Raw genomic sequence first — 14,368 nt, 5'->3', positions numbered from 1 at the left:
GATCACCCGCCGATTTCGGCGAACTCGATGCGACGGTTGCGACGGCGGTCTTCCTCGGTGTCGTTGGAGAAGGCGGGCCGGGTTTCACCGTATCCGACCGCGAGGAGGCGATCGGCGGGGATGCCCTTGGCCGCGAGCCAGTCGCGGACCGACTGGGCGCGGCGCTCGCTCAGCCGCTGGTTGCTCGCGTCCGAGCCGATGGAATCGGTGTGGCCGGAAATCTCGATCCTGAGATCGGGGCAGCGGCGGACGATGTCGTGGAGGTTTTCGAGAAGCGGCACGCTCTTGTCGTCGAGCCTGGCGCTGCCGGGGCCGAAGTAGATGTTGCCGGTGCGCGACAGGATCTCGAAGCGGCCGAGACAGGCCTCGCGGTCGAAGTCGCCTTGCGTTTCCAGGGCGGCAGAGCCGGGCGTCACCGGCGCGGTCACCGATTGCAGGTCCGGCGGGGTCCCGGGCTGGGCGCGGTCAAAGACGAAGGAGAAGCTGACCATGCCCATCGGCAGGATGTCGACATTGGCGGCTTCCTGCAGCTTGGCGCGCCCCTCCTCGAGATTGAATTCCTGCAGCGCCAGCACGATCGGATTGGTGGACGCGACCGTCACCCGGTCGTTCGACATCAGCGTCACCGCCACCTCGGCGGTGCGCTCGACCGTGACACCGTGCAGGTTCAGCGTGAACGGCAAGTCGATCACCTTGCGGCGGGTCGTGTGCAGGTCGCGCAGCTGACCGGCATCGAGCTGCGCCGAGATCGTGGCTTCCGGGAACAGGAAGGTTTCGAAGAACAGGAACCGCATGCGCACGTTGCGCAGGTCGATCTTGGTGTCGACGGAATCCATCAGCACCCGGATTTGCGCCGCGCCGGTATCGGTGATCAGCCCCGACAGGGTCGCGAACGAACTGGTTTCGGCAATGACGCTCTTCTTGACGGACAGGAACTGCAGGTCCGACGCGCCGGCGTCAAGGATCCAGCCGTGTTCGAACGGATCCGCGTCTTGCGCCTCCGATCGCGCTGCCGAGCCCAGCATCAGGCCGAGGGCGAGCAGAACCAACGTGATGAGATCGCGAAATGAATGTCGTGTCATAGGTTTCCCGTCGTGGTCACGCAATCAACAAGATGTCCCCACAATCGTCTGGGCAAATCAAAGCCATCGGCAACCTAATCTTGCATCCTGAAATGGGAAAAGACATAGTTTTTTCGGGTTTTACTGCGACGCGCGCCTGGCGAACCCCCTTGAAATCGGCCGAACCCCGGCCCGAGACCAACAACAGGACCTGCTTCTTGAAACTTGCCGCGCTACTTCTGGGCCTGGTCCTGGCCACCGTCGCGGGACCGCTTCAGGCCGAAGAACGCATTGCGCTCGTGATGGGCAATTCCGCGTATGGCAGCGTGGCGCAGCTCGAAAACCCGTCCCGCGACGCCGGTGTGATCGCTGCCGCGCTCGGCGATCTCGGTTTCGAGGTGACGACGCTGATCGACGCCACGCAACAGGAAATGCGGCGCGGGATCTCGCAGTTCGGCCGCCGGCTAAGGGAGGCCGGGCCGGATGCCACGGGTCTGTTCTACTACGCGGGTCACGGTGTCCAGAGCTTCGGGTCCAACTATCTGCTGCCCGTCGACGTCGCGCTGACGGATGCCGCCGATCTCGATCTGGCGGCGATCGAGGCGCAGACGGTGCTGCGGCAGATGTCGTCGGCGCGCAACCGCACGAACATCATGATCCTCGATGCGTGCCGCAACAATCCGTTCACCGACATACCGGAGATCAACGACAACGGCCTGGCCGAGATGAAGGCGCCGACCGGAACGTTCCTTGCCTACGCCACCGCGCCGGGCAGCGTGGCGCTGGACGGGACCGGCAGCAACAGCCCCTTCACCCATGCGCTGGCCGAGCAGATGCGGATCCCAGGCCTGCCGATCGAACAGATGTTCAAGCAGGTCCGGGTCGCCGTTCTGGAGGCGACGCGCGGCCAGCAGACGCCGTGGGACACCTCGTCGCTTACCTCCAATTTCGTCTTCGCCGAAGCGGACAAGCCCTCGGCCCAGGAACTGGCTGACCGACAGCTTTGGGCCTCGGTCGAGCAGACCCGCGATCCGGTGCAGATCATGCTGTTCCTGCGCGCCTATCCCGACAATGCCTTTGCCGACGAGGCGCGGGCGCTTCTGGAAACGGTGATGCAGGAGGAACTGACCGGCGCGCCCAAGATGCCGGCCGTGACCGAACCCACCGCATCCGATGCCGAGCGGCGCATGTTCGAGGCCGCGCAGGCCGAAGCCAGCGTCGAGGCGTGGCAGACTTATCTCGATACCTACCCGACCGGCACGTTCGCCGAATTCGCCCAGGGCGAGATTGCCGCGCTGAATGCGGCGGCGGGCCATGACCCGGTCGGGCGTGACCACGCCGAGTCCGAGCCCGCGGTCGAGGCCGCGGCGCCGGCGCCCGGTCCGGAGCCGACCGACGTCACGTTCGACACGCCGCTGACGGTCGGCAACGACGCCATCATCGGCAAGTCGCTGGCGCAGATCATCACCGGGTCACCGATGTACCCGCCGGTCGAAGGCCTGCCGGATTCGTTCTGGAAGGACAAATCCTGTTCCAATTGCCACCAGTGGAACCAGGAGCGGCTCTGCGACCAGGCCAAGACCTACCTTACGCAGAACGGCGAGCGGTCGCTGTCCAAGGAGCATCCGTTCGGGGGCGCGCTGAAGCGGAACCTCAGGGTCTGGGCCCAAAGTGGCTGCAGGTGACGGAACGGAGTGTCGTCAAGGCGTTGCTGCACTTGTCATTGAGCAAGATTCACACTTCGAACCCGGCGCGGTAGCTCTGGCGCATGCCGAAGCCATTTTGCACGCGCCACCGATCCCAATCCCTCGGAGCTAACGCATCGCAGCGCCGCCGGGGCTCGTTGTCGGCCCGGTTCGCTCCGCCGATGGATTGGTGCGCCGGGAAGACCGGCAAGCGTGACCATCCCGCGACTTGCTCCGGGCGCGATCCGGTTCTGCCTGCCCTTGCGCCAAACAGCCGGATCGGCTGCAGGCACGTTGGAGTGGCCGGGCTGGGCTGATCTATGCAGGACTGTTCAGCCCCCTGCCGGCGTCAGGCAGGGATCGCCGTGTTCGAGAATTCCCGCAGTTGTCCCTTCCGCTGCGCGAGCCGTGCCATCCAGCCAAATCAGCCGTGACCCGCGCATCCTCCGCGCCTCCTTGGCCATTGAGTTCGAGCCAATGACGCCGCATGGCTCGATAGCGGGACCAGATCGTCGTGCGTTGGCGGGAGGAGGCTTGCTCAATCTACCGCTAACCGCATGGATTCACGATGTGAAACCTGCATCGCCAGAGTTCCGCAACAACACGCTCCGGGTCATGATCCCGGTTGCAAACCTCAGAATGCGGCCACGCGGCTCAGGAACCAGAATGCGGACGTTCCCCCTATCGCATAGCTCACGATCCGAATCCCATATCCTGTTCGCCGCAGCGCAAGCTCCGCGAGCCGGGGCACGAGTCGACCCGCGAGCCAGGTGGCAGCCAAGACCGCAGCAATGAACATGAGCTGGCCGATTTCGACGCCGACATTGAAGGACAAGAGCGCGAGCGGAATCTCCCGTTGCGGAAGGCCGATCTCCTGCAGTGCGCCCGCAAACCCGAGGCCATGCAATAGCCCGAAGCCAAAGGAAACCGCCCAGGGGTAGCGTTGAGACAGCCGTACCTCGCCCGAGTCGAAGCGCAGGAGTTCGCTTGCCAGAAACATGATCGACAGCGCAATCACCGCCTCGACCGGCGGTCCGGGGAGCGAGATCCAGCCCAGTGTGGCGGATGCGAGGGTGAGAGAATGCGCCGCGGTAAATGCCGTGATCGCCCCTACAAGGGGCCCAGGAGATCTGATCAGCAGGAGAAGCGCGAAGACGAACAGAAGGTGGTCGGCGCCCGCGAGAATGTGCTCTATCCCGAGCGCGACATAGGTGGTCAGGACGCCCAGCTTGCCCTGAGGCGCCGGGATAAGGAACGCGGTGGATGCCGGCGTCAGGCGCCTGTTATCCGCCACGCCCGGCGAAAGCTCGTAGCGGATGAGCACGTCGGTCGCTGTACTCTCCAGGCCTTCGACGGCGATCTCGCCGCCCTGAAGGCCGCCCGGGCAGTCGACGTTCCAGGAGCCGCTGAATGCCCGCCCGTCGAACTTCAGCTGCGGCACCCGGCGCGGGGAGCAGTTCTCCGGCAGGACAGCATCGATCGGCATCGGTTTGCCGTTCACGCTGGGAACCTTCCAGAAAGCCCGCCAGGTCTCGGCACCGACCAGGCGAAGCTCGAGAAAGCCCGGGTCGAGTGCATGCGGAAGCGCCGGCACCGCCCAAAGAACGAGGGCCAGAACGACCGAGGCGAGCGCAACCAGTCTCATTGGCTGCCTGTCTCCGGCATCCGGACCTCGTAACTTGACAGGAACGCCCGATATTGGCCTTCAAGCAAGGCTTCGGCTTGATCGTGCCGCCAGGACTGCTCGACCTGCTCTCGGATCTCGGAAAGTTCCGGAGCCGCCGGGCGCTTCATCTCGTCGACATGAACAAGATGATATCCGTATGCGGATGGAACAGGCCCGGTCCAGACCCCGGCCGGAGCGGCGCTGATCCGCGCGAAGAATTCGGAACCGAATGTGCCGTCGACGGCCGTCTCCTGTGCGTTCTCCATCGTATTCGGTAACAGCGATGGCCGCCCCAGAGACATCGGATCCGTGCCGCTTGCAAGGCGGGCGCTGATCTCGTCGGGGTCGTCGTCTTCCGCGAGCATGACCTGCCGAAAGGTCACCTGTGGCGGACGGGTGAACTGCGACTTGTTCGCCTCATAGTACGCCGCCAGCGCGGCGCCATCTGCTTCCAGGCTGTCGGCGACGCCGGCGGTGAGAAACTCCATCTTGAGCCGAAGCCTTTGACGGATCACCGCGTCGTCCTGGTCAAGTCCGAGCGCGAGCGCCTCGCGGTAATAGACCTCATCGCGCACGTATCCATCGATCAACGCGGCGAGTTCATCCGTTGTCGGCGCCCGGTTCCATGTTCCTCTGAACTGGCTCGAAAGGCGGTCCAGCTCGCTGGCGCTGATGTCAATGACATTGGGCGCGTCCGGTTTCGGATCGGTATTGTTCTGGTCATAAAGCCAGAACAGCAATGCACCGATCAGAGTGAAGTGCAGCAGAGGTTCCTTGATGGCGCGTTTCATCCATCTACCTACATGAAATTCCTTCCGCCTCGGATTGCCGTGCTCGGTAACTCCATGCATAACGCGATCGCTTTCAAAGACATGGGGAGAACGTATAGGGATCAAGTTCTCGGTACAAGGCGCTTAATCTTGGTGTCCAGTGCGTCTTCCGGTCCTTCTCGTCGGGACAAATCTATCCCGGTTGGCGGACCATCTCAGTGGGGGCACTCCAATCAAGGGCGCTTGACCTTGTCACGGCGTCTGTGTGTGGTCCGCGCGGGAATCACCCCGAATATCGAATCCTGAACAAAGGGACGCCAAATGAAGAACGTGAGTGCAGGTTTGCTTGCTCTGCTGATGCTGTCGGCCTGCGCGAAAGACGCGCCCGCCGTGTCCGACTACAACGGCGACAGCGTGAAGGTCGTGACGCCGACGCGCGGCTCCGACGAGGAAACCAAGGCGGCCGCGCAGAAGGAGGCGGACCGGATCTGCGCCATCGGCCACCGCAAGCGCGCCGAATACGCCTCCACGCGCGAACTGCCGGACAACCAGTCCGAGCACCTGTTCCTGTGCCTCTGATCTAGGCGCCGCGCGGAAGCCCGTTAGCGGATCGGGCTTCCGCCGCGGGTCTTGGCTTGCGTTTGGGGCTTCGGATCCGGTCGGGCAGGCCACCCGTGTTAGTCGATCCGCCGAATACTCGATTGGACCGGATGATACCCTGTGCTTACGAAGTCGGGTTCTTCTCAAGGAAAAAGTTGGAGAGCAACAAGCCCGCCAGGGATGAAGTCGTGAACAGACCCCAAGCATCAGAATCTGATTGTACGGTGGATAGAACGAGCGCGGATGCCAGCAAGATAAGCGGCAAGACCTTGGGCAGGATTGAGGCGGGTGCTACCAGAAGAAAAAGCCCACCGGCAGTTGCGGCGCCAGACAGCACGGCGCCGACTGGTGTCAGCCAAGAATCCACCAAGTGGCCTTTCAAGGCGATCAAGAGGATCGCCGCAGCATAAATGATGCCTCGTACGCCCCGCATGTGAACCAGTACTCCTGTGCGCGCGCAACCAGTCTGCTTGCGATAATCACTAGGCCCACCGCTTGCGCGGCGGGCGAATAACGCTAAAGCAACATACTGCTCAAAAACCGCTTAAGTACAACTCACCTCGTGAATTTCTTGTACTTCACCCGCTTCGGCTCCACCGAATCCGGCCCCAGCCGCCGGATCTTGTCTTCCTCGTAGGCCTCGAAGTTGCCCTCGAACCATTCGACATGGGCCTCGCCCTCGAAGGCGAGGATATGGGTGCAGAGGCGGTCGAGGAAGAAGCGGTCGTGCGAGATGATGACGGCGCAGCCGGCGAAGTCGTCGAGGGCGGCTTCGAGCGCCTGCAGCGTTTCCACGTCGAGGTCGTTGGTCGGTTCGTCGAGGAGGAGGACGTTGCCGCCGGATTTCAGCAGTTTCGCCATGTGGACGCGATTGCGTTCGCCGCCCGAGAGGAGCCCCACCTTCTTCTGCTGGTCGCCGCCCTTGAAGTTAAAGGACGAGCAATAGGCGCGCGAGTTCACGGTGGCGTCGCCGAGCTCGATCTGCTCGGCGCCGCCGGAGATCTCCTCCCACACGGTCTTGTTGGCGTCGAGCGCGTCGCGCGACTGGTCGACATAGGAGAGCTTCACCGTGTCGCCGTAGGAGACGCTGCCCGCGTCGGGCTGTTCCTGCCCCGTGAGCATGCGGAAGAGCGTGGTCTTGCCGGCGCCGTTCGGGCCGATGACGCCGACGATGCCGCCGGGCGGCAGCGCGAAGGAGAGGTCCTCGATCAGCTGCTTGTCGCCCATGTGCTTCTTCAGCCCCTCGACCTCGATCACCTTGCCGCCGAGGCGGGGTCCGTTCGGGATGATGATCTGGGCGCGGGAGAGCTTGTCGCGCTCGGACTGGTCGGCGAGCTCGTTGTACTTGTTGATCCGGGCCTTCTGCTTGGCCTGCCGCGCCTTGGCGCCGGCGCGGATCCATTCCAGTTCGCGTTCGAGCACCTTCTGGCGGGCCTTGTCTTCGCGCGCCTCTTGGGCGAGCCGCTTGGCCTTCTGTTCGAGCCAGGCGGAGTAGTTGCCCTCGTAGGGGATGCCGCGGCCGCGGTCGAGCTCGAGGATCCAGCCGGTGATGTCGTCGAGGAAGTAGCGGTCGTGGGTGACGCAAAGGATCGTGCCGGTGTATTCGATCAGGTGTTTCTGCAGCCAGGCGATGGTTTCGGCGTCGAGGTGGTTGGTCGGCTCGTCGAGAAGGAGCATGTCGGGCGCTTCGAGAAGAAGCTTGCAGAGCGCGACCCGGCGGCGCTCACCGCCCGAGAGCGTGTCGACATTGGCCTCGTCGGGCGGGCAGCGCAGCGCCTCCATCGCGACGTCGATCTGGCTGTCGAGATCCCACAGGTTCTCTGCGTCGATCTCGTCCTGGAGCTTCGCCATCTCGTCGGCGGTCTCGTCGGAATAGTTCATCGCAAGCTCGTTGTAGCGGTCGAGCTTGGCCTTCTTGGCGGCGACCCCGAGCATGACGTTGTCGCGGACGTTGAGCGAGGCGTCGAGCTGGGGTTCCTGCGGCAGGTAGCCGACGGTCGCGCCCTTGGCGGCCCAGGCCTCGCCGGAGAAGTCCTTGTCGATGCCGGCCATGATCCTGAGGAGCGTGGACTTACCCGCGCCGTTGACGCCGACGACGCCGATCTTCACGCCGGGCAGGAAGTTCAGGCGGATGTTCTCGAAGCATTTCTTGCCGCCGGGATAGGTCTTGGAGACGCCATCCATGTGGTAGACGTACTGGTAGGATGCCATGGGATGCCTCGCGCCGCTGAAATCTGGGTTCGCGGCGTTCTAGCTGGGTGGGCGGGGTGGCGCAACGGGGCATCGGCGCGGCTTTTCGCGGGAATCGGCATCCGTGGTAGGATCGTGGCCTCAGGAAAGGGAAACGAGATGATCGGGGGAAGCCATTCGAGCGTCCTCGCGTCGGTTGCCGTGCTGCTGCTGCTGGCGGGGGCGGCCACGGGTCAGTCGAGCGAGTACGAGCGCGCGCAGATCGTTGCCGAGCGCAAACCGGTGATGGGCGATCTCCAGGACAACTACTGGGTTCTGTTCAACGTCAACAAGGGCGACAGCGAGGATTTCGCGGCCGCCTCGGCGGCGGCGCGGGAGATGTCGGCGCTGATGGCGCGGTTCGTGTCGCTGCTGGAGCCGGGCACGGCGCGCGGCGAAGCGCCGGGATCGCGGGCGAAGCCGGAGGTCTGGAGTGAGCCTGAGACCTTCGCCAGCGCCGTCGGGACCTTCCAGGAGGCCACGGCGGCGATGGCAGCGGCGGCAGCGACGGGCGACCGGGAGACCTACATGGGTGAGTTCGAGAGCTTCACAGGTGCCTGTACGGTCTGTCACGGATTGCGGCCGTCGAGCGGCGGGATGTTCCGCTTCGCCAAGGGCGAATGAGCGCGGCGCTCAGGTCAGCGTCTTGCCGAACCAGTGCGTCGCCGGCCAGCCGGTGTAGGCGGTGATGTCGCCCCAGCCTTCTGAACGGTAGAGCGCAATCGCTTCGGTCAATGACTCGTTGGTGTCGAGCCGGAGACGGGCGAGGCCCATGGTGCGGGCCTCGTCCTCGATCGCGCGCATCATGCGGCGGGCAAGGCCGTGGCCGCGCGCCGACGCGTCGACCCAGAGCCGCTTCACCTCGCCCACACCGGGCGAAAGCGTCTTGAGCGCGACGCAGGCGACGGGTTGGCCATCGTCGCGTTGCGCGATCAGGAAGGCGCCCCCCGGTGGGCGGTAGGAGGCCGCTTCGGGGTCGGGATCGGGTACATGCGAGGCGGGCATGCCCTCAATCCGCTCGGACAAGAGATAGAGATACGCCGCGAGGCAACGGCGTGCCTCGGGCGCTTCCGGATCGACGCGGAGGATCGTTATGCGGTCCTGGAAAGACGTCATGGCGGGTGGCTCCACTTGTCGGGCGGAGGAGGCTCCATCATAGCCTGTCGTACAGGTCTTGGGCACGAGACGGCGTTCGGTGGATTTGACAATACTCCCCGCGCGATAGCAGATGGTCCGGCAGAGTGCGAGAGAGGTATTCGATGCGGTCGGGAATGCCGGTGGCGGGGCCGGGCCAGACGGTCGGGCTGCTCGGCGGGTCCTTCGACCCGGCCCACGAGGGTCATGCTCATATCACGCGTGAGGCGCTGAAACGGTTCGGGCTCGACCGGGTCTGGTGGCTGGTCTCGCCGGGCAATCCGCTGAAGGCGCATGGGCCAGCGCCGATGGCGAAGCGGATCGCACGGGCGCGGGCGGTGATGGATCACCCAAGGGTCGTCGTCACCGATGTCGAGGCGCGGCTCGGTACGCGCTACACCGCCGAGACGCTGCAACACCTGATGGCGCTTTATCCCGGCGTAAGGTTCGTCTGGCTGATGGGGGCCGACAACCTTGCCCAGTTCCACCTCTGGAAGGACTGGGACTGGATCATGCAGAACGTGCCCGTCGGGATCTTCGCGCGGCCGGACACGCGGCTGGCCGCGCGGGGCGCGCGGGCGGCGGAGGAATATGCGCGCTACCGGCTGCCGGCGGAGACCGCGCGGCTCTTGCCGCGTCGCATGACACCGGCCTGGTGCTTCCTCGACATGCCCATGCTGCGCCTGTCGTCGAGCGCGATCCGGGCGCGTGGTGACTGGCGCAAAGGCGACACGGACAGCCGCTGACGGCGGCGGGGGCTTGCCGTGCGCGGCGGGCTGCGCCAGATTTGCGCCATGACGGAGGATCCAGCCACCCGCGTCTCGCGGCGTTTCGTGCTCAGCGGTCTCGCGGCCTGCGGGGCGGGCGCCGCGTGGGCCGAGGCGCCGCTGTCCTCGCCGCGCCCGGTGGCGCGGGCGGGGCTTGCCGGTGCGCCGGCGAATGCGCCGGTGGCCGCGGATCTCATCGCGGCGGCGCGGCTCACGGGCGACGTTGGCTATGTGGTGGCCGATGCTGCGACCGGCGAGGTGCTGGAGGCGCGGGGCGGCGACCGGCCGATGCCGCCGGCCTCGACCGCGAAGGTCATCACCTCGCTTTACGCGCTCGCCCATCTCGGTGCGGCGCACCGGTTCACGACGCGGCTGATCGCGATGGGGCCAGTCTCGGGCGGCAGGGTGGAGGGCGATCTCGTGCTCGCCGGCGGCGGCGATCCGGAGCTTTCGACCGACGATCTCGGTGACATGGTGGCGGCTCTGGCGGCGTCGGGGGTCCGGGAGGTGAGCGGGCGGTTCCTCGTCTGGGGCGGCGCGCTGCCCTATCTGGAGGCGATCGACGTCAGCCAGCCGGACTGGCTCGGCTACAATCCGGCGGTGTCGGGGCTGAACCTGAACTTCAACCGGGTGAACTTCGTCTGGAAGCGTGAAGGCTCGGGCTACAATGTCGGCATGGACGCCCGCGCCGCGCGGTTCGCGCCCGAGGTCCATTCGGCGACGGTGAAGGTCGCGGACCGGTCGGGACCGATCTATACCTACCAGAACGGCGGTTCGGTCGAGGAATGGACCGTGGCGCGTGCCGCGCTCGGCAAGGAGGGCAGCCGCTGGCTGCCGGTGCGGCGGCCCGACCTCTATGCCGGCGACGTGTTCCACACGCTTGCGCGGGCGCAGGGCGTGGCGCTGGCGGAGCCGGAGGTGGCCACGGCGATGCCGACAGGCACGGTGGTCGCGCAGCGGGAAAGCCGCGAGTTGGTCACGATCCTGCGCGACATGATGAAATATTCCACCAACATGACCGCCGAGGCGGTCGGCATGGCGGCCTCGCTCCGGCGGGGTGCATCGAGCCATGTCGCCTCGGGGCGCGAGATGGCGGCGTGGCTCGGGGCCGAGGCCGGGACGACGACGGCGCGGTTCGCCGATCATTCGGGGCTGGCCGGGGCGTCGCGGATCTCGGCGGCGGACATGGTGCAAGTGCTTGTGCGGCTCGGTCGCGGGGCGGGGATCCAAGGGCTCATGAAGCCGGTGAAGTTCAAGGACGGCAAGGGGCGCCGGGTTGCCAACCCGCCGGTCAAGGCGGTGGCCAAGACCGGGACGCTCAACTTCGTCTCGACGCTTGCTGGCTATGTGACGGCGCCGGGCGAGCGGGAACTCGCCTTCGCGATCTTCACCGGCGACATCGCTCGCCGCGATGCGGTACCGGAGGCGCAACGCGAGCGGCCAGAGGGCAGCCGCGCCTGGATCGGCCGCTCGCGGCGGCTGCAGCAGGACTTGATCGAACGCTGGGCGGCAGTCTACTCGGCTTGATCGCGACACATTTGTCGCGAAGGGGCGCGAAGGGCGCAGGTCGGTCGGCAGGATAACCTCGGGAGCGCCGGCCTGACCGGGCCCGTCGGGAAACGGGGGCGACATGGCGACGAATGGCGGTTTGCCGAACATCCTGCTGATCATCGCGGACCAGATGACGCCGTTCATGCTGGAGGCCTGCGGCCATCGCGGCGCGCGCACGCGGCACATATCGGCGTTGGCGGACCGGGCGGTGAACTTCACCAACGCCTATACACCGAGCCCGATCTGCGTGCCCGCGCGGTCCTGCCTGATGACCGGGCTTCTGACCTCGACGACCGGGTGCTACGACAACGGCGATCCTTACCCCAGCTTCATCCCCACCTTCGCGCATTACCTGACGAATGCAGGCTATGACGCGGTGCTGTCGGGCAAGATGCATTTCATCGGTGCCGATCAGTTGCATGGATATGCGAGACGGCTGAACACCGATATCTACCCGTCGGGCTTCCTCTGGTCCTATCCGCTGCTGCCCGAGGACGATCCGGAGGCCATGGCCTTCGACTTCGCGCCGCAATACCGGGCGGAGAATATCGGGCCGGGATGGACGGCCGAGCTGCAGTATGACGAGGAAACGCAGTTCCGGTCGCTCGAATACCTGCGCCATGCGCCGAAGGACCGGCCCTGGATGCTGACGGTGAGCTTCACCAACCCGCATCCACCCTATGTGGTGCCGCGCCGCTACTGGGAGATTTACAAGGACGCCGACCTGCCGCTGCCGCACTATCCAGAGGATATGGATGCGAAGTACTCCGATTTCGACCGGGCCTTCATCCGCTGGTACGGGCTCGACCGGAAGTCGATCCGGGAACCGGAGCACCTGATCGCGATGCGCCGGGGCTTTGCCGCGCTCGCGCATTATGTCGACGACAAGGTCGGCGAGTTGATGGATTTGCTGGACGAGCAGGGTCTGACCGACGACACAATCGTCATCTTCACCTCGGATCATGGCGAGATGCTGGGCGAGAAGGGGCTGATCCAGAAGCGCAGTCTCTACGAGTGGTCGGCGCGCATTCCCCTGATCGTGGCGATGCCCGGCGGTGCGCGGCGCGACATCACGACGCCAGTCTCGCTGCTCGATCTGCCGGCGACACTGGTCGATCTGGCCGGACAGGAGCAGGCGCGGGCGATGGAGGGGCGCACGCTGGTGCCGGCTTTGGAGGGCGGGACGCTGGAGGAGGTGCCGGTTATCGGCGAGTACCACGGCGAGGGCATCATGCGGCCAAGCTTCATGGTGCGGAAGGGGCCGTGGAAATATCTCTACTGCCACCGCTCGGCGCCGCAGCTCTTCAATCTGCGCGAGGATCCGGGCGAATGGGTAAACCGCGCCGGCGACCCCACCGTGGCCGGGATCGAGGCGGAGTTGAACGCGGTCGTCACCGGCGGTCGGTTCGACCTCGCGGCGATCGAGGCCGATGTCTGGGCGCGTCTACCCCAGAAGGCGGTCGTCAATGCCGCGATGGCGGCGAATGGCACTGCCTGGGACTACCGGGTGGCGGATGACGCCACCCGGAAGTACGTCCGCGCCTGAAGCCTGGGTCAGCGCCCGTAGCGCTCGGCGGTCAGACCGTCGAAGTCGATCTCGGGCTTCTTGCCCATCACCAGATCGGCGACCGCGCGGCCCGAACCCGCCGCCATCGTCCAGCCGAGCGTTCCGTGGCCGGTGTTGAGATAGAGGTTGCGGTAGCGCGACGGGCCGAGGATCGGCGTGCCGTCCGGCGTCATCGGCCGGAGCCCGGTCCAGCCCTCGGCCTGGCTGAGGTCGCCGCCCTTGGGGAAGAGGTCGCCGATCACATGGCGCACGGTGTCGGTTGCATGCGGCCCGAGGCGGTTCGAATAACCCGCGATCTCGGCGGTGCCGGCGACGCGGATGCGGTCGCCGAGCCGGGTGATCGCGACCTTGTGGGTCTCGTCCATGATCGTCGATTGTGGCGCGAAGCGGTCGTCGGTGACCGGCAGCGTCACCGAATAGCCCTTCACCGGGTAGACAGGCAGACGGATGTCGATCGGGTTGAGGAGGTTCGGCGCGTAGCTGCCGAGCGCGCAGACATAGGCGTCGCCGGTGACGAGGCCGAGCTTGTCGGTCCTGACACCCTTCACCTTCTCGCCCTCGACCGCGATCATCTCGATCTTCTGGCCGTAGTGGAAGGACGCGCCGAGTTCGGCCGCCTTCTCGGCGAGTGCGATGGTGAACAACCGGCAGTCGCCGGTGCGGTCGGCGGTGAGGCGGAGGCCACCGACGAACTTGTCCTTCACCTCTGCGAGCGCGGGTTCGGCGGCGATGCAGCCGTCGCGGTCGAGGACCTCGAAGGGGCTGTCGAACTCGGCCAGAACCTCCTGGTCGGCCTTGGAGCCCTTGAGCTGCTTCTCGGTGCGGAAGAGCTGCAACGTGCCCTGCTCTCGGCCGTCATAGTCGATACCGGTGTCGGCGATGAGCTCGGGCATCACGTCGCGCGAATAGTTCGAGATGCGGACCATGCGCGACTTATTGAGCGCATAGGCGGACTCGTTGCAGTTGGTCAGCATCTGCGCGCCCCATTTCCACATCTTGGGGCTGATGAGCGGCCAGATGAAAAGGGGGCGGCGCTTCATGAAGAGCCACTTCAGCGCCTTCATCGGCACGCCGGGCGCGGCCCAGGGCGAGGTCATGCCATAGGAAAGCTCGCCCGCATTGGCGTAGCTCGTCTCCAGCCCCGGACCGGGCTGACGGTCGAGAACCACGACCTCGGCGCCCTGACGGGCGAGATAGTAGGCAGTCGTCACGCCGATCACACCGGCGCCCATTACGACGATCTTCATGGTCCTGTCCCCGCTGATTCCGGTCCGCGCGCTACCATAGCATGGCTGGTGCGGCAATTCGGATCGGCGGCTGGTCTTATCGGGCCGCAAA

13 protein-coding genes are annotated in these 14,368 nt (G+C 65.7%); 6 read left to right on the top strand and 7 right to left on the bottom strand.

Features of this window, described 5'->3' with window-relative positions:
* Positions 1 to 2 precede the first annotated feature (2 nt).
* A complete protein-coding gene (locus tag OEZ60_RS17830) occupies positions 3 to 1,082 on the bottom strand; it encodes an OmpA family protein (RefSeq protein WP_317852846.1) in 1,080 nt (359 codons plus the stop codon).
* Between the two features lie 197 nt (positions 1,083 to 1,279).
* Between OEZ60_RS17830 and OEZ60_RS17825 the strand changes: the two genes are divergently transcribed.
* Complete coding sequence (locus OEZ60_RS17825; RefSeq protein ID WP_263339145.1) at positions 1,280 to 2,746, top strand: caspase family protein; 1,467 nt, start codon at positions 1,280 to 1,282, stop codon at positions 2,744 to 2,746.
* 634 nt (positions 2,747 to 3,380) lie between these two features.
* On the opposite strand, the gene OEZ60_RS17820 is transcribed toward OEZ60_RS17825, so the two are convergent.
* Positions 3,381 to 4,391, bottom strand: a complete 1,011-nt coding sequence (locus tag OEZ60_RS17820; protein WP_263339142.1) for a HupE/UreJ family protein — start codon at positions 4,389 to 4,391, stop codon at positions 3,381 to 3,383.
* Entirely contained in the window at positions 4,388 to 5,203 is an 816-nt protein-coding gene (locus OEZ60_RS17815; RefSeq protein WP_263339140.1) for a peptidylprolyl isomerase, read from the bottom strand. Before OEZ60_RS17815 ends, OEZ60_RS17820 begins: the two co-directional genes overlap by 4 nt.
* Before the next feature lie 300 nt (positions 5,204 to 5,503).
* On the opposite strand from OEZ60_RS17815, the gene OEZ60_RS17810 reads away from it, so the two are divergent.
* Positions 5,504 to 5,761: a hypothetical protein gene (locus OEZ60_RS17810; RefSeq protein WP_263339138.1), complete on the top strand. Its 258-nt coding sequence runs from the start codon at positions 5,504 to 5,506 to the stop codon at positions 5,759 to 5,761.
* A gap of 145 nt (positions 5,762 to 5,906) precedes the next feature.
* Here OEZ60_RS17810 and OEZ60_RS17805 read toward each other — a convergent pair whose 3' ends face one another.
* Both OEZ60_RS17805 and ettA read right to left on the bottom strand, forming a co-directional pair.
* Positions 5,907 to 6,215 (bottom strand): hypothetical protein, encoded by a 309-nt coding sequence (locus OEZ60_RS17805; protein WP_263339136.1) that lies wholly within the window; start codon positions 6,213 to 6,215, stop codon positions 5,907 to 5,909.
* A 122-nt stretch (positions 6,216 to 6,337) separates the two neighbouring features.
* A complete protein-coding gene (gene ettA / locus OEZ60_RS17800) occupies positions 6,338 to 7,993 on the bottom strand; it encodes an energy-dependent translational throttle protein EttA (protein ID WP_263339134.1) in 1,656 nt (551 codons plus the stop codon).
* 138 nt (positions 7,994 to 8,131) lie between these two features.
* Between ettA and OEZ60_RS17795 the strand changes: the two genes are divergently transcribed.
* The gene (locus OEZ60_RS17795; protein WP_263339132.1) at positions 8,132 to 8,635 is read left to right on the top strand and encodes a cytochrome c; all 504 of its coding nucleotides are present in this window, start codon (positions 8,132 to 8,134) and stop codon (positions 8,633 to 8,635) included.
* A gap of 9 nt (positions 8,636 to 8,644) precedes the next feature.
* Here OEZ60_RS17795 and OEZ60_RS17790 read toward each other — a convergent pair whose 3' ends face one another.
* Positions 8,645 to 9,127 carry a GNAT family N-acetyltransferase gene (locus OEZ60_RS17790; RefSeq protein WP_263339129.1) on the bottom strand — a complete coding sequence of 161 codons (483 nt, stop codon included), beginning with the start codon at positions 9,125 to 9,127 and terminating at the stop codon, positions 8,645 to 8,647.
* Positions 9,128 to 9,270: 143 nt separating this feature from the next.
* Between OEZ60_RS17790 and OEZ60_RS17785 the strand changes: the two genes are divergently transcribed.
* The 3 genes from OEZ60_RS17785 to betC all read left to right on the top strand — a co-directional run bounded on the left by OEZ60_RS17785 (position 9,271) and on the right by betC (position 13,009).
* Positions 9,271 to 9,891 carry a nicotinate-nucleotide adenylyltransferase gene (locus tag OEZ60_RS17785; protein ID WP_263339127.1) on the top strand — a complete coding sequence of 207 codons (621 nt, stop codon included), beginning with the start codon at positions 9,271 to 9,273 and terminating at the stop codon, positions 9,889 to 9,891.
* A 48-nt stretch (positions 9,892 to 9,939) separates the two neighbouring features.
* Positions 9,940 to 11,439, top strand: a complete 1,500-nt coding sequence (gene dacB, locus OEZ60_RS17780; protein ID WP_263339125.1) for a D-alanyl-D-alanine carboxypeptidase/D-alanyl-D-alanine endopeptidase — start codon at positions 9,940 to 9,942, stop codon at positions 11,437 to 11,439.
* Between the two features lie 103 nt (positions 11,440 to 11,542).
* Complete coding sequence (betC, locus tag OEZ60_RS17775) at positions 11,543 to 13,009, top strand: choline-sulfatase (protein WP_263339123.1); 1,467 nt, start codon at positions 11,543 to 11,545, stop codon at positions 13,007 to 13,009.
* An 8-nt stretch (positions 13,010 to 13,017) separates the two neighbouring features.
* On the opposite strand, the gene OEZ60_RS17770 is transcribed toward betC, so the two are convergent.
* Positions 13,018 to 14,334 (bottom strand): D-amino acid dehydrogenase, encoded by a 1,317-nt coding sequence (locus tag OEZ60_RS17770; RefSeq protein ID WP_411709811.1) that lies wholly within the window; start codon positions 14,332 to 14,334, stop codon positions 13,018 to 13,020.
* Positions 14,335 to 14,368 lie beyond the last annotated feature (34 nt).

The sequence above is a fragment of the Albidovulum salinarum genome, from assembly GCF_025673475.1.
Lineage (GTDB): Bacteria > Pseudomonadota > Alphaproteobacteria > Rhodobacterales > Rhodobacteraceae > Albidovulum > Albidovulum salinarum.
This window is presented reverse-complemented; position numbering and strand designations above follow the sequence as displayed.